Source organism: Agilicoccus flavus, assembly GCF_014857905.1.
Taxonomy (GTDB): Bacteria; Actinomycetota; Actinomycetes; order Actinomycetales; family Dermatophilaceae; genus Agilicoccus; species Agilicoccus flavus.
Window position 1 is genome coordinate 406750 of sequence record NZ_JACYXE010000001.1, and the last position, 17082, is coordinate 423831.

At 72.1% G+C, this 17082-nt stretch carries 17 protein-coding genes; 6 read left to right on the plus strand and 11 right to left on the minus strand.

What is annotated here, in order from left to right; genetic code table 11:
- Positions 1-17: 17 nt before the first annotated feature.
- From ICW24_RS01795 to ICW24_RS01815, 5 genes are all read right to left on the minus strand, one after another.
- Complete coding sequence (locus ICW24_RS01795) at positions 18-812, minus strand: ABC transporter permease (protein WP_226343998.1); 795 nt, start codon at positions 810-812, stop codon at positions 18-20.
- Positions 809-1735, minus strand: a complete 927-nt coding sequence (locus tag ICW24_RS01800) for an ABC transporter ATP-binding protein (protein ID WP_226343999.1) — start codon at positions 1733-1735, stop codon at positions 809-811. The genes ICW24_RS01795 and ICW24_RS01800 overlap by 4 nt, the downstream gene beginning before the upstream one ends.
- Before the next feature lie 173 nt (positions 1736-1908).
- Positions 1909-3150 carry a type II toxin-antitoxin system HipA family toxin gene (locus ICW24_RS01805; RefSeq protein ID WP_226344000.1) on the minus strand — a complete coding sequence of 414 codons (1242 nt, stop codon included), beginning with the start codon at positions 3148-3150 and terminating at the stop codon, positions 1909-1911.
- On the minus strand, positions 3147-3437 hold the full coding sequence (locus ICW24_RS01810) for a helix-turn-helix domain-containing protein (protein ID WP_226344001.1): 291 nt from the start codon (positions 3435-3437) through the stop codon (positions 3147-3149). Before ICW24_RS01810 ends, ICW24_RS01805 begins: the two co-directional genes overlap by 4 nt.
- Positions 3438-3577: 140 nt before the next feature.
- Positions 3578-4525 carry an NADP-dependent oxidoreductase gene (locus tag ICW24_RS01815; protein ID WP_226344002.1) on the minus strand — a complete coding sequence of 316 codons (948 nt, stop codon included), beginning with the start codon at positions 4523-4525 and terminating at the stop codon, positions 3578-3580.
- A gap of 200 nt (positions 4526-4725) precedes the next feature.
- On the opposite strand from ICW24_RS01815, the gene ICW24_RS01820 reads away from it, so the two are divergent.
- Complete coding sequence (locus tag ICW24_RS01820; protein ID WP_226344003.1) at positions 4726-6522, plus strand: flavin-containing monooxygenase; 1797 nt, start codon at positions 4726-4728, stop codon at positions 6520-6522.
- An 18-nt stretch (positions 6523-6540) separates the two neighbouring features.
- On the opposite strand, the gene ICW24_RS01825 is transcribed toward ICW24_RS01820, so the two are convergent.
- The 3 genes from ICW24_RS01825 to ICW24_RS01835 are packed head-to-tail and all read right to left on the minus strand — an operon-like array spanning position 6541 to position 9501.
- Positions 6541-7368, minus strand: a complete 828-nt coding sequence (locus tag ICW24_RS01825) for a DUF2705 family protein (RefSeq protein ID WP_226344004.1) — start codon at positions 7366-7368, stop codon at positions 6541-6543.
- A complete protein-coding gene (locus ICW24_RS01830; protein WP_226344005.1) occupies positions 7355-8308 on the minus strand; it encodes an ABC transporter ATP-binding protein in 954 nt (317 codons plus the stop codon). Before ICW24_RS01830 ends, ICW24_RS01825 begins: the two co-directional genes overlap by 14 nt.
- Positions 8305-9501: a LolA family protein gene (locus ICW24_RS01835; protein WP_226344006.1), complete on the minus strand. Its 1197-nt coding sequence runs from the start codon at positions 9499-9501 to the stop codon at positions 8305-8307. The genes ICW24_RS01830 and ICW24_RS01835 overlap by 4 nt, the downstream gene beginning before the upstream one ends.
- A 177-nt stretch (positions 9502-9678) precedes the next feature.
- On the opposite strand from ICW24_RS01835, the gene ICW24_RS01840 reads away from it, so the two are divergent.
- The 4 genes from ICW24_RS01840 (at position 9679) to ICW24_RS01855 (ending at position 12523) form a co-directional block, all read left to right on the plus strand.
- Positions 9679-9846 carry a hypothetical protein gene (locus ICW24_RS01840; protein WP_226344007.1) on the plus strand — a complete coding sequence of 56 codons (168 nt, stop codon included), beginning with the start codon at positions 9679-9681 and terminating at the stop codon, positions 9844-9846.
- A 146-nt stretch (positions 9847-9992) separates the two neighbouring features.
- Positions 9993-10484, plus strand: coding sequence for a hypothetical protein (locus ICW24_RS01845; protein WP_226344008.1), 492 nt, complete (start codon positions 9993-9995; stop codon positions 10482-10484).
- A 471-nt stretch (positions 10485-10955) separates the two neighbouring features.
- Positions 10956-11477: a hypothetical protein gene (locus ICW24_RS01850; protein ID WP_226344009.1), complete on the plus strand. Its 522-nt coding sequence runs from the start codon at positions 10956-10958 to the stop codon at positions 11475-11477.
- 710 nt (positions 11478-12187) lie between these two features.
- Positions 12188-12523: a hypothetical protein gene (locus ICW24_RS01855; protein WP_226344010.1), complete on the plus strand. Its 336-nt coding sequence runs from the start codon at positions 12188-12190 to the stop codon at positions 12521-12523.
- A gap of 89 nt (positions 12524-12612) precedes the next feature.
- On the opposite strand, the gene ICW24_RS01860 is transcribed toward ICW24_RS01855, so the two are convergent.
- The 3 genes from ICW24_RS01860 to ICW24_RS01870 form a co-directional block, all read right to left on the minus strand.
- The gene (locus ICW24_RS01860) at positions 12613-13488 is read right to left on the minus strand and encodes a hypothetical protein (protein ID WP_226344011.1); all 876 of its coding nucleotides are present in this window, start codon (positions 13486-13488) and stop codon (positions 12613-12615) included.
- Between the two features lie 208 nt (positions 13489-13696).
- Positions 13697-14554, minus strand: coding sequence for a hypothetical protein (locus ICW24_RS01865; protein ID WP_226344012.1), 858 nt, complete (start codon positions 14552-14554; stop codon positions 13697-13699).
- 246 nt (positions 14555-14800) lie between these two features.
- On the minus strand, positions 14801-15400 hold the full coding sequence (locus ICW24_RS01870; RefSeq protein ID WP_226344013.1) for a hypothetical protein: 600 nt from the start codon (positions 15398-15400) through the stop codon (positions 14801-14803).
- A 111-nt stretch (positions 15401-15511) separates the two neighbouring features.
- On the opposite strand from ICW24_RS01870, the gene ICW24_RS01875 reads away from it, so the two are divergent.
- Positions 15512-17050 (plus strand): N-acetylmuramoyl-L-alanine amidase family protein, encoded by a 1539-nt coding sequence (locus tag ICW24_RS01875; RefSeq protein ID WP_226344014.1) that lies wholly within the window; start codon positions 15512-15514, stop codon positions 17048-17050.
- Positions 17051-17082: the final 32 nt, after the last annotated feature.

Genomic DNA, 17082 nt, shown 5'->3' on the forward strand with positions numbered 1-17082 from the left:
CCCGCGCGCTCACGACCTCACCCCCACCGGAACGTCCGGGCCGCGACGATCGCGGGCAGCGCCGTCCAGGCGAGGAGCACCCCGACCTGCGCCCACGACGGCCACCCACCGTGCATCGCCTCGAGCAGCGCGGCGGAGGCGGCGCCGCTCGGCGTGAGGTCGGCGACGCGGCCGAGCACCTCCGGGAAGACCGTGCGCGGGATCCACATGCCCGCGAAGAACCACAGCACGAACGTCAGAAGGGTGCCGACGCCCGTCGCGACCCGCGCGTCGGGAGCGAGTGCGCTGACGAGCGCCCCGATCGAGAGCAGCGCCGCGAGGGCGAGGACCGTGACGAGACCGAACGCGAGCACGTTGCCCGGCGGCGGATTGCCGAGCACGGCGGGGATCGCGACGAGCACGGCCGCGACGGCGAGGGAGGCGAGCCCGAGCACGACCATGACGGCGGCGAGCAGTTGGGCGGGCGCCGCGGGGGTCGTCCGCAGCCGCTTGAGCACGCCGTCGGCGCGGTACTGCGCGAGCACCGTCGGCATCCCCTGCACGGCGAGCAGGCTCGTCGTGAACAGCACGAGCACGGGCAGGTAGACCTGACTGAAGCTCCAGCCGCCCAGGCCCTCCTGGGGGCTGCGGGTCGCGGGCACGAGGGCGAGCACGATCGTCGCGACGACCGGGATGACGACGGCCCAGGCGACGACGCCGGGCTCGCGGCGCAGCAGGCGGGCCTCGCTCGCGAGGAGGGCGGCGAACGCGGATCGGGGGCGGGGCGGTGGGGTCGGCGCGCCGGACCCGCGTCGGGTCGCCGGGGCGGTCATCGGAGGTCCTGGCGTCGGGTGGGGCCGGTGAGCGAGAGGTAGGCGTCGTCGAGGCTCGGGGTGTCGACCCGCAGGCCACCGGCGGTGACGCCGAGCGAGGCGAGGTGGACGACGACGGCGCCCACGACGTCCGCGCCGCCCTCGACCACGAGGCGAGCGCCCTCGACACGGACGTCGGCGACGCCGGGCAGCGCGCGGACGGAGTCGAGCTCCTCGGGCCGCAGCGGCCGGGAGGGGGTGCAGCTCAGGCGCTGCGTCGCGCCGCTGCGGGAGGCGAGGGCGTCGGGGGTGTCGAAGGCGGTGACGAGCCCGTCGTCGATGATCGCGACACGGTCGCAGAGGTACTGCGCCTCCTCCATGAAGTGCGTGACGAGCAGGATCGTCACGCCGTCGGCGCGCAGCTCGGCGAGGAAGTCCCAGATCTCGCGGCGCGCCGCCGGGTCGAGCCCGGTCGTCAGCTCGTCCAGGATGGCGATGCGGGGGTGCCCGACGAGCGCGAGCGCGACGGACAGGCGCTGCTGCTGCCCGCCCGAGAGCGCCTCGAACCGGGTGTCCCGCTGGGCGCCGAGGCCGAAGCGGTCGAGCAGCTCGTCGGTCGCGCGCGGCGCCGGGTAGAAGGCGCGGTAGAGGTCGAGGGCCTCGCCGGCGGTCATCTTCTTGGGCAGGCGGCACTCCTGCAGCTGCATGCCGAGGATGGCGCGCAGGGCGGCGGGGTCGCCGGCGGGGTCGAGCCCGTCGACGGTGATCGTGCCGGCGTCGCGGGTGCGCAGGCCGCCGATGCACTCGACGGTCGTCGTCTTGCCCGCGCCGTTGGGTCCGAGGACGCCGACGATCTCGCCGGCCGCGACGTCGAGGTCGACGCCGCGCACGACCGGGTGCCCGCCGTAGGCCTTGGTCAGACCGCTCACGTGGATCAGGCTCATGGATCCACGCTCCCGCGCGGGGAACGCGGCGGCATCGCCCGCCCGGCCCCACCCACCTCCACCGATCGGTTGAGGTGGGCCTCTGGCGGCCGCTCCCTGGGCGGGCCCATCCACCTGCTGAGACGTCACGTCCGACCGGCCCGGATCACCCGGCCCCGGTCACGACCGTCATCTCAGGACGTGGCTGTGCGGGGCGTGAAGGTGTCGCCCAACGGCTCGCCGGCGAGGAGCCGGGCCACCGCGGCGGCGATCATCGGCCGCAGGCGGTCGGCCGGGGCAAGGGGCTTCTCACGATCGACCCCGTCGCCGATCCGTTCGAGCGCCGAGCGCACGACGGCCGGGTCGACGCCCCACGCATCCACCTCCCTCTCGAGGTGGCCGATGCTCAGCGCGGCGAGGGCGTACTCCCCGTCGACGGCCATCGCCATCCGGCCGTCGATCCCCGGGAGATGAGCCAGCGGCAGCATGTCGTAGGCGGGCGCCAGCGCGCTGGACCCGTCCGGTGGGTGCAGCAGTCCGAGGTTCTTGGCGTGCAGGTCGAGGTTGCCGATGGCCACGGCGAGCGTGAGGTGGGCGGCCAGGCGCCCGAGGTCGTCGGGGGCGTGCTGCGCGACGACCTCCGCCACCCGGCCCAAGCGCGCGGACCCGCCGATCTCCTGGTACTTCTCGTCGCCGGCCAGGCCGAGCGCCTGGTTGAAGTCCTCCTGATGCAGCCGTTGCCGCTCCGGGCCGACGCGGTCGTACCGCTCGATGGCGAGACAGTCCCGGCCCCCGAGGCGCTCCACCTCGACGGAGGTCGCGCTCAGACCGCAGGAGACGGCCAGCCGATGGCCGTACTCCTCCTCGGCAAGAGCCTGCGGCCGGCCAGGAAGCGCCGGTTTGACGATGTGCGTCGACGTCGCCCCGCCGAGCGGTTGGTGCCACTGCCCGCCCTCGCGGGTGAGGACGATCTTCGGCTGCACGCCGGCCAGCGAGGTCTTGCCACGGCGCGGGTCGTTGCCGAGGGCGACCTCGTCGAGGAGGCGGGCGATGGCGGCGTCGTCGATGGGGCGGAGCTGCGGGACGGGCGGTCCCCAGGATGCTTCGGGGTCGTAGACCTGGACGGCCCCCGCGACATCGCGGCCGAAGCGGGCCAGGAGGCCGGCCACGTCGTGGGTGGCGAGGCCGCCCATCCGCGCCAGGCGCTCCCGCATGACCCCCTCCGGCAGGAGCTCCCCGAGGACGTTGCGGCGCCGCGGCGCCCGGCGTCGGTGCGGGCGCAGCTCCAGAGGTGCGCCGACCGAGAGCACCGGTGAGTTGACCCCCCATCGCGTGAGGGCCTCGGGGGTGAAGGAGATGTCGGTCGAGCGCCAATCCGGGCCGGCGGCGACGCCGACGACCGTGTCGTACAGCTCGACCGTCAACTCGACGCTCATGCAGTGTCCTGGGCGCCGTCCGACCGCGGCCGGTCCGGCGACGGGCGCAGGTCGTGGGTCGGGTCCTCGAACTCGGCGAGCAACGAGACGTCGACGAGGCGGAGGGCGGCGAACAGTCGTTCCATGAGCAGGCCCGGTTTGCCCTGCTCCAGCTCCCACAGCCACTTCTGGGTCACCCCCAGACGCGCCGCGAGCTCGCGCTGCGACCAGCCGTGGATCTCCCGGCCCTGTCGGATGGCGTCGCCGAGCTCTTGCCCGGACCTGACGCGGCCGGTAAAGGTGGCCATGTCCCTCCTGACGCGGGAGCGGCGTCGACGTTGCTGACGTCGATATCCACATCACCGTACGGCGACGTCGATAAGAACGTCAAGATCGCCGAAACCCGAGGGGTGGCGTCTGCGAACACCTCCGGGGGTACTCGACCGCGTCAGAACGTGAGCACGAGCCGCCCTCGCGTGCCGCCCTGCGCGAGGCGGCGGTGGGCGTCGGCGGCCTGCTCGGCCGGCAGGGTGTCGGCGACGGCCAGGGTGAGCACGCCGTCCTCGACGGCGCGGCGCAGGTCGTCGAGCCGGTCGCCGCGGTGGTAGTCGTCGAACACCCAGACGCTGTGGACGGTGACGTCGCTGCCCTCGACGCCCGGCCAGCGGCGCACGGTGGCGAAGCCGCCGCCGGAACGCACGGCGGGCAGGGCGAGCTCGTTCTGCACGGCGGCGTCGACGAGCCCGTCGACGCCGTCCGGGTAGATCTCCCGGATGCGCGCCGCGACGTCGTCGCCGCGGGGCACGACGTGGTCGGCCCCGAACCCGAGGACGCGGTCGCGGTCCTTGTCGGCCGCGTCGGCGATCACCGTCAGCCCGCGGTCCTTCGCGAGCTCGACGACGTACCCGCCGAGCGTCCCGGCGGCGCCGGTGACGGCGAGCACCTGCCCCGGCTCGAGTCCCAGCTTGTCGAGGGCCTGCAGCGCGGTGAGACCGTTCATCGGCAGGGTGGACGCCTCGACGAGGGAGCGGCCGGCGGGGATCGTCGCGAGCGAGTCGGCGTCGGCCACGAGGTACTGCACGTAGGCGCCCCCGTGCCCGCGCTGCGGAAGCGCGATGGCCATGACCTCGTCGCCGACGTGCCGGCGCGACGTGTCGAGCTCCGCGGTCGGCTCGCCCACCTCGTCGACGACGCCGGCCGCGTCCATGCCCGGCACGTGCGGCGGCGGCAGCTCGCTCTCGCCGTAGGCGCCCTCGCGGGCGTTGGTGTCCGTCGGGTTGACCGCGGCCGCCGCGACGGCGATGCGGACCTGCCCCGGGCCGGCGTGCGGCTCCGGCACCTCGTGGGCGGCGAGGGCCTCCGGCCCTCCGTACTCCTGGACTCCGATGACGCGCATGTCCAGGCCAACCGGGCGAGGCGGGATCGTTATTCCGATCACGGCGCAGGACACCCGCGGTCAGGGACCGTCGGGTCGGTCCGGAGCAGGCGAGACTCGCCCTCGTCCTCGCGCGTCCGTCGCGGCAACGCTGTCACCCCGCTCGTCCCTCGCTGCGCCCTATGGTGGCCATCACTCGTTCACGACGAAGGAGACGTGCCATGGGTGAGCAGGACGACGCCGTCCGGACGGCGCAGCGGTGGGTCGAGGACTACGAGAGGGCCGCCGCCGGTGGCGACGCGGACGCGGTGGTCGCGCTGTTCGAGCCCGACGGGTTCTGGCGGGATCTGGTGGCGATGACGTGGAACCTGCACACCGCCGAGGGCGCCGAGGCGATCGGCGCGATGCTCCGCGACGTGGGCCCCGAGGCGTGGCCGCGCGCCCTGCAGGTCACGTCGGCCGACGGGGACGCCGACGCCACCCAGGTCATGGCGACCTTCGAGAACGCGACGTTCACCGGGAAGATCGTGCTCTCCCTCCGCGGCGGCCGGGCGTGGACGCTGCTCACGAGCGCCCAGGAGCTGAGGGACCATCCCGAGCCGAAGGGCCGGCGGCGGGTGCTCGGCGCCCGGCACGGCGCGGACATGGAGAAGGAGAACTGGCTCGACCGGCGCCGCCGGCACGCGGAGACGTTCGGCATCGACGAGCAGCCCTACGTCCTCGTCGTCGGCGGCGGCCAGGGTGGCATCGGCCTCGCGGCACGGCTACGCCGGCTGTCGGTGCCGACCCTCGTCATCGACAAGAACCCCCGCCCCGGCGACCAGTGGCGCAGCCGCTACCACTCGCTGTGCCTGCACGACCCGGTCTGGTACGACCACATGCCGTACCTGCCGTTCCCCGACGACTGGCCGGTCTTCACGCCCAAGGACAAGATGGGCGACTGGCTCGAGCACTACACCCACCTCATGGAACTCGACTACTGGACGAGCACCGAGGCGAAGTCGGCCCAGTGGAATGAGGACAAGGGCCGCTGGAGCGTGCGGGTCACGCGGGAGGGGAACGACCTCGTCCTCGAACCGACGCACCTCGTGCTCGCCACGGGCATGTCGGGCCTGCCGAACCTGCCCGACATCCCGGGCGCCGACACGTTCACCGGCGACATCCACCACTCGAGCGCCCACCCGGGCGGCGCGAAGTACGCCGGCAAGAAGGCCGTCGTCATCGGGTCGAACAACTCCGCGCACGACATCTGCGCCGACCTGTGGGAGAACGGAGCCGACGTGACGATGCTCCAGCGCAGCTCGACGCACATCGTGCGGTCCGAGTCGCTCATGCACCACGCCCTCGGGCCGCTGTACTCCGAGGAGGCGGTCGAGGCCGGCATCGACCACGAGACCGCCGACCTGCTCTTCGCCTCGCTCCCCTACCGGATCCTGCCGGAGGCGCAGAAGGTGGCGTTCGACGCGATCCGGGAGCAGGACGCGGACTTCTACGCCGCGCTCGAGAAGGCGGGCTTCCTGCTCGACTTCGGCGACGACGACTCCGGCCTCTTCCTCAAGTACCTGCGCCGCGGCTCCGGCTACTACATCGACATCGGCGCCTCCCAGCTCGTCGCCGACGGCCGGATCACGCTCGTGTCGCCGGCGCGGGTGGCCCGGATCACCGAGCGCGCCGTCGTCCTCGAGGACGGCACGGAGCTGGAGGCCGACCTCGTCGTGTACGCGACGGGCTACGGGTCGATGAACGGCTGGGCCGCCCAGCTCATCAGCCAGGAGGTCGCCGATCGGGTCGGGAAGTGCTGGGGCATGGGCTCCGGCACGACCAAGGACCCCGGGCCGTGGGAGGGGGAGCTGCGGAACATGTGGAAGCCGACCCAGGTCGACAACCTGTGGTTCCACGGCGGCAACCTGCACCAGTCCCGGCACTACTCGCGCTACCTCGCGCTGCAGCTCAAGGCGAGGCTCGAGGGGATCGACACGCCCGTGTACGCCCTCGCCGAGAGCCACCACACGTCGTGAGGCCGCCGCCGGGCGCGGTCAGCTCGTGATGTCCTTGCCGGCGAACCGCGCCCAGGCGGCGGAGAGGAAGACGGCGGTGTAGGCGAGGGCCACGAGCGAGCCGGTGGCCATCGTGTCCCAGAAGATCGGGTCGCGCATGACGTCGCCGAACGCGCTCCACCGGTCGACGAGCAGCCACGGGTGCAGCCCGTCGAGCTGCGGGATGCCGTCGAGGATCCACATCGTCATGACGAGGAGGGTCACGGTGATCGTGGCGCCGATGGGTTGCTCGGTGAGGGTCGAGACGAACAGCCCGATCGCGGCGAGCGCGGCGAGCTGGAGCGTGAGGTAGGCGCAGGCCACCGCGAGCCGCCCGAGCGCGTCCCCGAGGCCGACCTGCGTGCCCGAGAGCAGCGTGACCGGGCCGAGGCCGAACAGCAGGCCGCCCGCCGCGAGCGCGGCGAGGACGACGACGGCCACCCCGATCGCGGCCCCGACGACGAGGGAGAGGTACTTGACCGCGAGCAGGCGGGTGCGCCGGACCGGCACGGTGAGCAGGTAGCGCAGCGTGCCCCCGTGGGCCTCGCCCGCGATCGCGTCCCCGGACAGGGTCGCCACCGCGAGCGGGAGGAAGAGGGTGATCTCGGCCGCGAGCGCCGCGAGGGCGACGAAGAACCCGTTGCCCGCGATGGAGGAGAAGAAGTCGGGGCCGCGGCCCGGGCGCGGGGCCGTCGAGGCGCGGATGGCCACGGCCATGACGATCGGCACGAGCGCGAGCACGGCGACGCCGGCCTGGTTGCGGCGGCGGCCCGCGATGAGGCGCACCTCGGAGGCGAGCAGCCGCAGGAACGAACTAACCGCTGACATCGAACCCCTCCCCCGTCAGAGCGATGAACCGTTCCTCCAGGCCAGGGGCGGTGACGGCGAAGCCGCGCACCCGGACCCCCGCCGCGACGAGCTCGGCGACGACCCGCTCCGGCGGCACCCCCGCCACGACGGTCTCGAGGGCCTCGACGCCGGGGGCGGCGTCGCGCAGGTCGCGCACGTCGCGCGCACCGAGCCGCACGAGGACGTCTCGGGCCGGCACGAAGTCCGGGGTGTCGACCCGGGTCACGGCGTCCGCGCCGCCGAGCACCTCCGCGACGGAGCCCTGCGCGACGAGGCGGCCCGCGTGCATGACGCCGAGGTGGGTGCACACCTGCTCGATCTCGCTGAGGAGGTGGCTCGAGACGAGCACGGTCGTCCCCTCCCGGGCCAGCGCGCCGATGAGGGCCCGCACCTCGCGCGTGCCCTGCGGGTCGAGGCCGTTCGTCGGCTCGTCGAGGACGAGCAGGTCGCGGGGCGCGAGCAGCGCGGCGGCGATGGCCAGGCGCTGCTTCATGCCGAGGGAGTAGGCGCGGAAGCGCTTGTCGGCGGCCGGGGTCAGCCCGACCCGCTCGATCGCGGCATCGATGCGGGTGCGGGAGGTGCGAGGGTCGGCGCGGGCGTCGGCTGCGTCGAGGCGGCGCAGGTTGGCCCGGCCCGAGAGGTACGGATGGAACGCCGGGCCCTCGACGAGCGCGCCGACCCGGTGCAGGACGTCGACGATCGCCCCCGGCGTGCCGGCCCCGAGCACCTCGATCTCGCCCGCGCTCGGCCGGACGAGGCCGAGGAGCATGCGGATCGTCGTCGTCTTGCCGGAGCCGTTCGGGCCGAGGAAGCCGTAGACACCGCCGGCGGGGACGCGCAGATCGATCCCGTCGACGGCGCGCTGGGCGCCGAAGGTCTTGGCCAGCGAGGACGTGCGGACCGCGAGGGCCGCGCTCACCTCGCGGCGCTGGTCTTCGCCGTGGTCGTCAGCGCGGCCTGGAGCCGGTCGGCCGGCACGGCGCCGACGGCGAGGCGGCCGTCGGTGGTGAGGATCGCGGAGAACAGGGTGCCCTCGACGACGCGCCCGCTGCCCCAGTCGCCGGAGGTGACGGGGAGGTTCTCGAGGAACGACATCGCGTCGTTCGCCCGGGCGTCGTCTCCGGCGGCCCCGCCGGGGGCGCCCGGCGCCAGGGCGCGCGCGGCGTCGGCGGGCAGGCGCTGGACCGCGACCGCGGACCACCCGGTGCCGACGACCTGGGGTTTCGCCGCCGTGTCCTTCGCGGCCGCCGCCTTCGGCGTCGCCGACGACGTCTCGGCGCCGGCCTCGCGCTCCGCCGTCTCGACGGTGGCGCCGAGCGGCGGGGTGAACGCGAAGATCGAGGCGGCGGGGGCGTCGAGGTCGAGCGAGGTGAACCCGACGTCGATCGCGGAGGAGCCCGTGGCCGCACTCGTCACACGCACCCGCAGCGGCATCGAGGTCTGCGCGTCGACGTCGATCGCGACCTGGCGCACGAGGCTGTCGCCCGCGCGGGGCGTGAGGACGAGCTCGTGGGCGGCCCGGCCCGCGACGGTGGCGGACCCGTTCGTGGTCACCCGCGTGCTCGGGTCGATCCGGTCGAGCACGTAGCGCGCCGCCTCCTGCGGGGTCGACGGCAGCTGCCCCGCGCTCGCCGAGGCGCGGGCCTTCTTCGCGTGCGCGGCGGCGCGGGCGCGGGCCTGCGCGGGGGTCGCCTCCGTCGGCAGCGCGGCGCGGGTGGCCGTCTGTTCCTGCGCGTTCCACAGCCACATCGTCCGGCCGTCGCGGACCATCGCGGCCTCGCCGCCGTCGCCGAGGAGAGTGACCCTCTGCCGCTGCGCGCCGTCGGCCCACACGCGCAGGGTGTGCGCGCCGGACGCGAGGCCCTCGAAGCTCGTGGTGCCGCCGCCCTGATCGGGCAGGGCCGGCAGCCCGAGGTCGACCTTCGTGGCCACGGTCCCCGAGAACGAGTCCTCGGTCGAGCCCTGGAGGTCGACGAGGAGCTGTTCCGCCGTCTTGGCCGCCAAGCCCTGGTCGGCCTGGGCCGACGTCAGCGTGGCGCCCCCGGCCACGAGCGCGAGCACGGCCGCGGGGGCGACCCAGCGGACGTGGGGGTGTTCCTCGATGAACGACATGCCTCCATGCTCGCGCACGAACCTGGGAATCGCGAGGGTGTGCGCCGCAATCTTTCGTCTTTCGAAGGATGCCCCGGGTCGCGGTTCCACGTCGGCGGGAGCACAGTGGGGACCCGACCGTCCGGTCGAGCGGATCCCGGTGGCGCGCAGCGTCGCCCGGCACAGGAGGAGACCACGATGAGCGACGACGCGCCCCGCCCCGAGCAGGAGACGACGCAACCGGAGGACCTCAACCCCGACGGCGCCGGCGGCACCTTCGGGAGCCGCGACACCTTCGAGCCCGAGGAGAGCGAGCAGTCCGAGAGCTCAGAGAGCTCAGAGGGCGCCGAGGGCACCGAGGGCTGAACGAACCGCCCCCCGCTGCCGCGCCGCGGCGCGCCCGTGTCACCCTCGCCGCCCGCGGGTAGGGACGACGTAGACGAGACGCGTTGCGCTCACGGCCGGCCGGGCCGCCGACCCCGCGACGCTCACCCACCCGAAGGAGCGGCACCATGACCGATCACGACACCGACCGGTTCGTCCGGACCTACGTGCAGCATCACTGGGTGGCGTCCAAGGGGGGACTCGACGCGTTCCGCCGCTGCGCCCGCACCCTGTCCGTCCCGCAGGGTCGGCCGGTCCTCGCCCGCCTGGCGGCCGAGGTCGCCCAGGACCGCGCGAGCCTGCGCTCGATGATGCGGCGCCTGGGGGTCGGCACCGCCCCCGCGTGGCAGGCCGCCGCCTCCGTCGGGGAGACCCTCGGCCGCCTCAAGCCCAACGGGACCCTGATCCGCCGCTCGCCGTTGACCGACGTGATCGAGATCGAGATGCTCGCCACCGCCGTGGAGGCGAAGAAGTCGGGCTGGCTCACCCTGCGCCGCCTGGCCGAGACCGACACCCGGCTCGACGCCGCCGAGCTCGACCGCCTCGTCGAGCGCGCCGACGCCCAGCGCGCCGAGCTCGAGGCCCTGCGCCCCGCCGCCGTCGACTGCCTCGCCGGCTGAGCCGCGGCGCCGGCCCCCCACCGCGCACCCTGCACCGCGCGACCCCGCAGTACCCCGGGCCGGCCCCCCCCCCCCCGGTCGACCGCGGGGTTGTCCCCCGGCGCGCCCGCCCGCCCCGGTCCGGGCGCGCCCGGGTGCCCGTGTTCCGGGGCGTCACCCTCGCCGCGGCGAGGGTGACGCGGATCGAAGAACCGTTCGGACGACATGGCTGGGGGTGCTCGGGGAGCAGACGTCGTCTGACCTGGTCGTTCGTGGCGAGCAGTCGCAACGATGTCGTCCGAACGGTTCTTCGATCCGGGACGCGCCCGTCGGGCGGTGGCCGAGAGCCGGGGCGCGACGCCGTCGGGCCCGGGCCAGGTAATGCGAGCATCGACCTCAGGAACCGGCGATTATGTCCGAAGGGACCGTCGAGCGAAAGAGGGTGGGAGCGTGGGGCATCCGCGAACCGTCGGGCGGTCGCCCGACGCGTCGATGTCCCCCGTTCGCGTCACGCGCCCGGCCGCCCTCTCCTCCCCCACGCCGGCGAGCGCCGACTGCACGTTCGGGCCGTGGGACGGGCCGCCGGTGACCGCCGCTCCCCTGCTCCGGCTGGCCGAGGCCGGTACCCGGGTCGTCGCCTTCTGCGCCGGTCCCCACCGGCGACTCCTCCTCTGGACCGGGGTCGCGTGGGGGATCCTGACCTACGTTGCCTTCGCGGTCGACTCCGACGGCCTCGGCGGCCTGCTGTTCCTCGTCACCTCGGTCGTCCTCATCACGATCATGTCGCTCGGGCCGGTCCTCCTCGGTGCGCGGCCGCGGCGGATCTGGCTCGTCGAGACGCTGGCCGGGACCCTGCTCCTGCTGTCCCTGCTCGGCCAGGTCGTGCCGTGGAGCATCGGGCCGCTGCGGTTCGTCGACGTCACCTTCTTCGCCGCCTACGTCGCCCTCGTGCTGTGGCTCACGCTGCTTTCCCGGCACGTGGGCGGCGGCGAGCGTCTCCGGCGTCGCCGGTAGGGGGCTGCGGCCGGTGAGGTCGCACCATCGGGTGAATCCGGCCCAGTCGTTGGCGCGTGCCCGGCGGGTGTTGACCGGGACGGCCGCGTCGACGGCCTCGGCGAGGCGGCGCACTTCGTCGTCGAGCCACGCCGATTCCACCGTGCCCGCCTTGCGGGGGACTGGATGGGAGCTCACAGTGTCGATCCCTCCCGCAAAGCTGCACCGGCGGCCGAGGGAGCCGGTGCGGCGTGTCAACCGCTGTCCGCCGGCGCACCTCGCCTTGGCGGGCGCCTCCTGACCGGCAGGCACGTCGTGGGGGACGGGGGCTTGAGACCGTGTCGACTCCGGTGCGGGGCTGCTGCCCCGCAGGAGAGCGTTCATGCGGGGGCGCCCGGTGGCCCACCCGACGACGGCCGCCGCGATCGCGCACAGCGCCGCAGCCCACAGCGGGACTGCTCCGGCCGCTGCACACGCTGCGCACGCTGCGATCCAGGCGGCGGCCGCGGCGCGGTAGGTACGGGCACGGGCGGGTGTCCGCCGGTACAAGGGGGCAGTGGAGGTGGTGCGCAGGACGCGCCGCCGCTCGGTGCCGGTGGGGTGGCAGCTCGTCATCGCCTTCGCCTTCCTGGTCGCAGGACTGCACACGGTAAGCGCCGCGCGGGTCACCCCGCCGGAGGAGGTGGAAGAGGCGGGTGTCGGCGAGGCCGGGAGGTTCCTACGTTGGAGTCATGCCCGAGACCATGTTCGCCGCCCCAGACGCCCGCGAGCTCCTGCTTCCCGACGGCGGCTTGGCGTGCCCATTCCACCCGAGGCTGTGGGTCGCCGGGGTCGCCGTCACCCCAGCCGGGCAGCACCACCTCATCGTCCGCGCAGGGTCGGTGCGGGCCTACTTCGGACCGACCCAGCAGGACGTCCAGCGACGCGCGGAACTGACCGCCAGGGCACTGTCGGGGCTATTCGACCAGGCAGACCGGGAGTTCGGGCAGCAGCTCCTCGCCTGGTGGATCGAGCAGGCCTGGGAGACGCTGATCGACGAGGTCACCGAGCAGATCCTTCATCGCTGACCGCAGCGCATAACGCCCGTCCAACGGCCCCAGGCGGCATATCACCGCACCGGCTCTACGGTGGTCGACTCCCTCTGGTGTACTGCGGGTCAGCCCCCGCGTCGGCCCCACAGACGGCGCCGCAGCCCACCCCGTTGGGGTCCTTCCAAGCTCTGACGCCTCACGGACTGGCCGCCTCCGGTCGGCCCGGCAGGGGGCTTCTGGCCCCGGGTGCGGTCGGCGAACATGGCCTGCAGCTGAGCCATGCGGGCCTCGCTGGCGGCCTTGTCCACGCGCCCCGTCCAGACCCGCACCTGCCACGGGTCGTAACTCTCGAAGGCCTCCTTGCCGGGAAAGGGGCGGGTGCCCCACAGCCACGCCGCGCTCGAGGCGTTCGTGACGTGTACCCGAACGACCAGGACACCATCGCGCGAACGCCACGTATACCGCGCCGTTGGGCGCCGTCGGGCCGTGCCGAACGGGGACAGCACGGCGTCGACCGCCCGCTGGGGAAGGTGCCCGAGGAACCCCGTCAGATCTTCATCGAAACTGCCGTCCCAGTGCTCACCGACAGGCGGGCGAACGCTGACGGTCGGCTCATAATCCATGCGAGCGTGCACGGTGGCAGGCGGTGAAGGCAACTGGGCTTGCAGCGTGCAGGTCAGTGACTCCAGCACGTAGAGCCGCCACGAGGACGCTCGATCCGTGCCGAACCGGGCGAATGCCAGTTGCCCGTTGAAAAGTGAGCCGGCCTCGAAATGGTTGGCGTAGTAGTCGTGGAACGCGCCGTTGCTCTGTCCGGGTGGGTTCAGGGCGGCCCGGATCTGCCAGTGCAGGGCTTCCCAGTCTTCGGCGACGGTTTGGTCCCGGCTGATGCTGCGCTGCGGCTGCGCGGCGAAGCCCCCGCTCCAGTCATGTCCTGGCGCGGGTGCTGCGTACCGTTCGACGCCGCGCCGACCAGATGAGAGCTCGCGACCTCGGTCCATCTGCGTCCCCCTCGACGCTGGCTGCCCCTGCGTTGGATGCCAGCGAGCTTGACACGCAGCAGCATTCGCGCGCAAGAGAGCACGGAGGCTACGCGCCTACTGCTTCTCCGGCGGGGCATCCTCCGGGTCGCGCCTTCTCGGCCCGCGAGGAAACAGCTGTGCCCCTTCGAGGAGACGTCTCCTTGAGGGGGCACAACTGTTGACGGGTCTACGCGGCTCCCGGCTCCTGGCCTGGCTCTACCGGGTCGAGCCAGTCCGCGCCGCGTCGACCGGTCACGTACTCACCGCCACCGGGGTCGGCGAACGCCTCGACGAGGACGGCGCGGGCTGCGGGGGTCGCGGCGGCGAGGGTGGCGTCTCGGTACTCGGCCCAGTCGGTCCACGTCCACCCGGCACCGGCGTCGACCGAGTGCTCGGTGGAGGGGACCTCGGTGCCGTCGACGAAGACGTTCAGGTGTGCCCAGCCGCCGTCGTCGGTGGCCTTGACGACCTCGACAACCGGCGCGGCAGGCGGGACGTCGGATGCCGTCGGGGGGGACTGGACGAGGCGGGCGACGAACTCGAGGGCGGCGCGGGCCTGCGCGGGATCGAGGCCGTCCACGGTGAGGACCGCGCCGTAGTTGGCACGCGAGTGCAGCGCGACCGACAGGGGCACCTCCCCCTGCCTCGTCCACCGAGCGTGCAGGTCGGGGCGGAGCCGATGACTGCCCGCGTTCCGGTCAGAGACGTACGTGCCGGGCAGGAGTGCCTCCATGTCGTCGACGACGCCCCGCGCAACGTCGTCCCTAGCGTCGGCGATGGCAGCGGCCTCGAGGGCCTGGGCGAGGTCAGGCAGGTAAATGTCGATGAGTCGCCGTCGCAGATCGCCTGCGAGCTTGACCGCCGGGCGAGTCATTGTCTGGGTGATCGACGGGACGCCGTAGGGGCCGGTCTTCGGCGGGTACTCCGCGGACATCCGCCACCGTTCGCAATCCAGCCGCCTCACCCGCACCGCCGCCTGGCCGGGACCGCTCAACGTCGCGCCCCACCATTGGGAGAAGTGCGTGCTGCGGTCGGAGATCGACACGGACCACTGGCTCGCGGTACGAGGTGGGTGCGGTCTCCTCGATGAGCGGCAGCCCCCACCCGCGGCAGGTGTCTCGCACGAACTGGCGGGTCGCCTCGATGCCGATGGTCGTGTTCGCGTGGGCGGCGTGCGTGAAGCTCGACCTGAGGGCCTCATCGACAGGCCCCAACGGCTCCTGAGTGCCTGTCCAGCAGTGCGCCCCGGGGGCACTGTCGGCAGTCCAGCAGCAGGCGGCGCGCAACAGCCCTACGACGGCTCATCGCCGACCGACGGCGCCGCGTCCAGATGCCTCCACCGTTCCCGCGCGGACTGGCGGGTGATCCCGACGTCGGAACCGATAGCCGTCCACGACCAGCCGGCCAGCCGCGCCGAACGGACCGCCTCACCCAGGGCCTCCGAGGCCGCGCGAGACGCGGCCGCCGCAGCGCGGACCCGAGCCCTCGAGGCCGTCTTCTCGATGTGGACATCGACGATCGCCTCTATGACAGCCGCGACGTCGGGCAGCTCGTCGACGAACACGGCGTCGTCGTCGACGGCGTAGACCCACCCGCCGCCCGGGTCGTGCGCGGCAGGGGAGGGGGCGCGACGCCACCGGCCGAGCTCGACCGTCTGCGCCGGCTCGAGGGCGAGCTGTCCGTCGGCGCCGGCCCGCTCGTCGCATCGCAGCACCCACCCGACGATCTCCCCACGGTCCCGGCGCTGCCAGTCGCTGTAGGGGATTGCGGCGCCGTGGGCGTCGACCGTCGCCCACACCCCGCCGCTCGAGCTCGTGCCGCCCAGGCACCCATCGAGGAACTCCGGCAGCAGGTAACTCTCGTGCCGGCCGTCGTCACTAACCCACGCCATCAGCGACCACCGCGCCTGCGGGCGGGGCAGCTGCGTTGCAGACGCTCACGAATGGGCGAGTGGCAGTTTTTCATGTCACGAGCGTAGACATGACAGGCGTCCCTGTCGCGCATGACTGACGCAGGCTACATCCAAAGATCCCCGCGACAGTCCTTCCGCCGAGTCCTGTTGCCGCGCAGCGCCTTCCGCTACGGTTCCTTCACCTGCTCGCTTCACCTGCTCGACCGACCGATGGGGAGTAACGGCATGAAACCGAGACGCTGGATGACTGGGGTTTCAGCCATCGCAGTCCTGCTGACGACCCTGACAGGCACCCATGTGCCCACTGAGCAGGCCGCGGCGGAGCGCAGCTCACCTGCCGCTGACGGCCGCCAGGCTTCCACCCGCACCTTTCAGGTGGATCGCTACACACCCAAGAACGACAAGCAGGCTCGCACACTGGAGACATTAGACGACGATGGCCTACTCTTATACAGAGAAGATAGGCCATTGTGGGGCGCCAGCACTCATCAATTCGTCACGATAGACGCTCCAATAGAGGCAGGGACAGAGTCTCTTACCTCACTGATTAACCCACTTACTGAGGACATAGTCGGCGATGTGACCAGTTTTGAACGTATCGAACATGCCGATCCAGGCAAGAGTTACGTCATCGCATGGGAGCTGGGCGAAGGTGCAAGTAGTCGCGACGCCTGGGGCACTCAGCGCAATATTCCTCAAAGCTCGATCGTCCCTGCATCGAAGTGCACAGTCGAGCCCACTGTTGAACAGTACCCCGTCCCGCTCCGCGCTAAGATAGTGGCCGAACAGGTCGCCGTATACAATAGCCCCATGCCCGAGCGATGCGAAAATATGCTGGGCATCATCCCTGTGGAAGATTTTCCATACAAAGCAATCAAGCGAACAGAGGGATACGTACTGATTTCTAATGTGGGCTGGGTGCAGAGTCAGGTCGTCAGTGTACTTCCCTTACCTTTGGTCGCCATCGACCCCGGTCACGGCGCGATCCAGCGCGAGGACGGGCAGTTCTATGACCAGCATCAACTGACCCTGACGGGCATATCGGAGGACAAGATGGTTCTCGATATCGCCCGCGCGCTCCTGAGGCATGCCGACGATCAACGTGAACCCGTCGCAAATTTTTTCCTCACGCGCGCAGACGACTACGCGCCTTTCGCTCCTAAGAACTGCGGCGACCCCTGTGGGGAGGATTTGCGAGGTCGAAGGCAGTTGGCTCACGACCGGGGCGCCGACTTCCTGATTTCGATTCACACCCAAGGTAAGTCAAGGGGTCTCCCCGGTGACTATTCCTTCATCGGCCCATTCTCCGATGGCTCCATAGCACTGTATCGCTATGAGGACGACGACTCGAAGGCGATAGGCATCTCCATCCAGGACGCCCTTGCTAGGCTTGGCGTGAAGCCCAGGGGTGCGCACTTGCGTGGACTGGCTATTCTAAGTCGGGACGAGCCTTATGACCCGGACAGAACTTCGGTTCTGATTGAGGTGGCTCATCACACGAATGACTACCTGGGCTGCACGGATTGTGATGCCGATAAATTGAGGTCTCCCGAGTTTCGGGAAAGCGCCGGCGTCGCTATTTACGACGGATTGTCTCCGTTCCTTGTGGGATTTCGAGCAGTCGACTGACCCCGCGGGGTCATCAGCCCGCAATGGTGCGA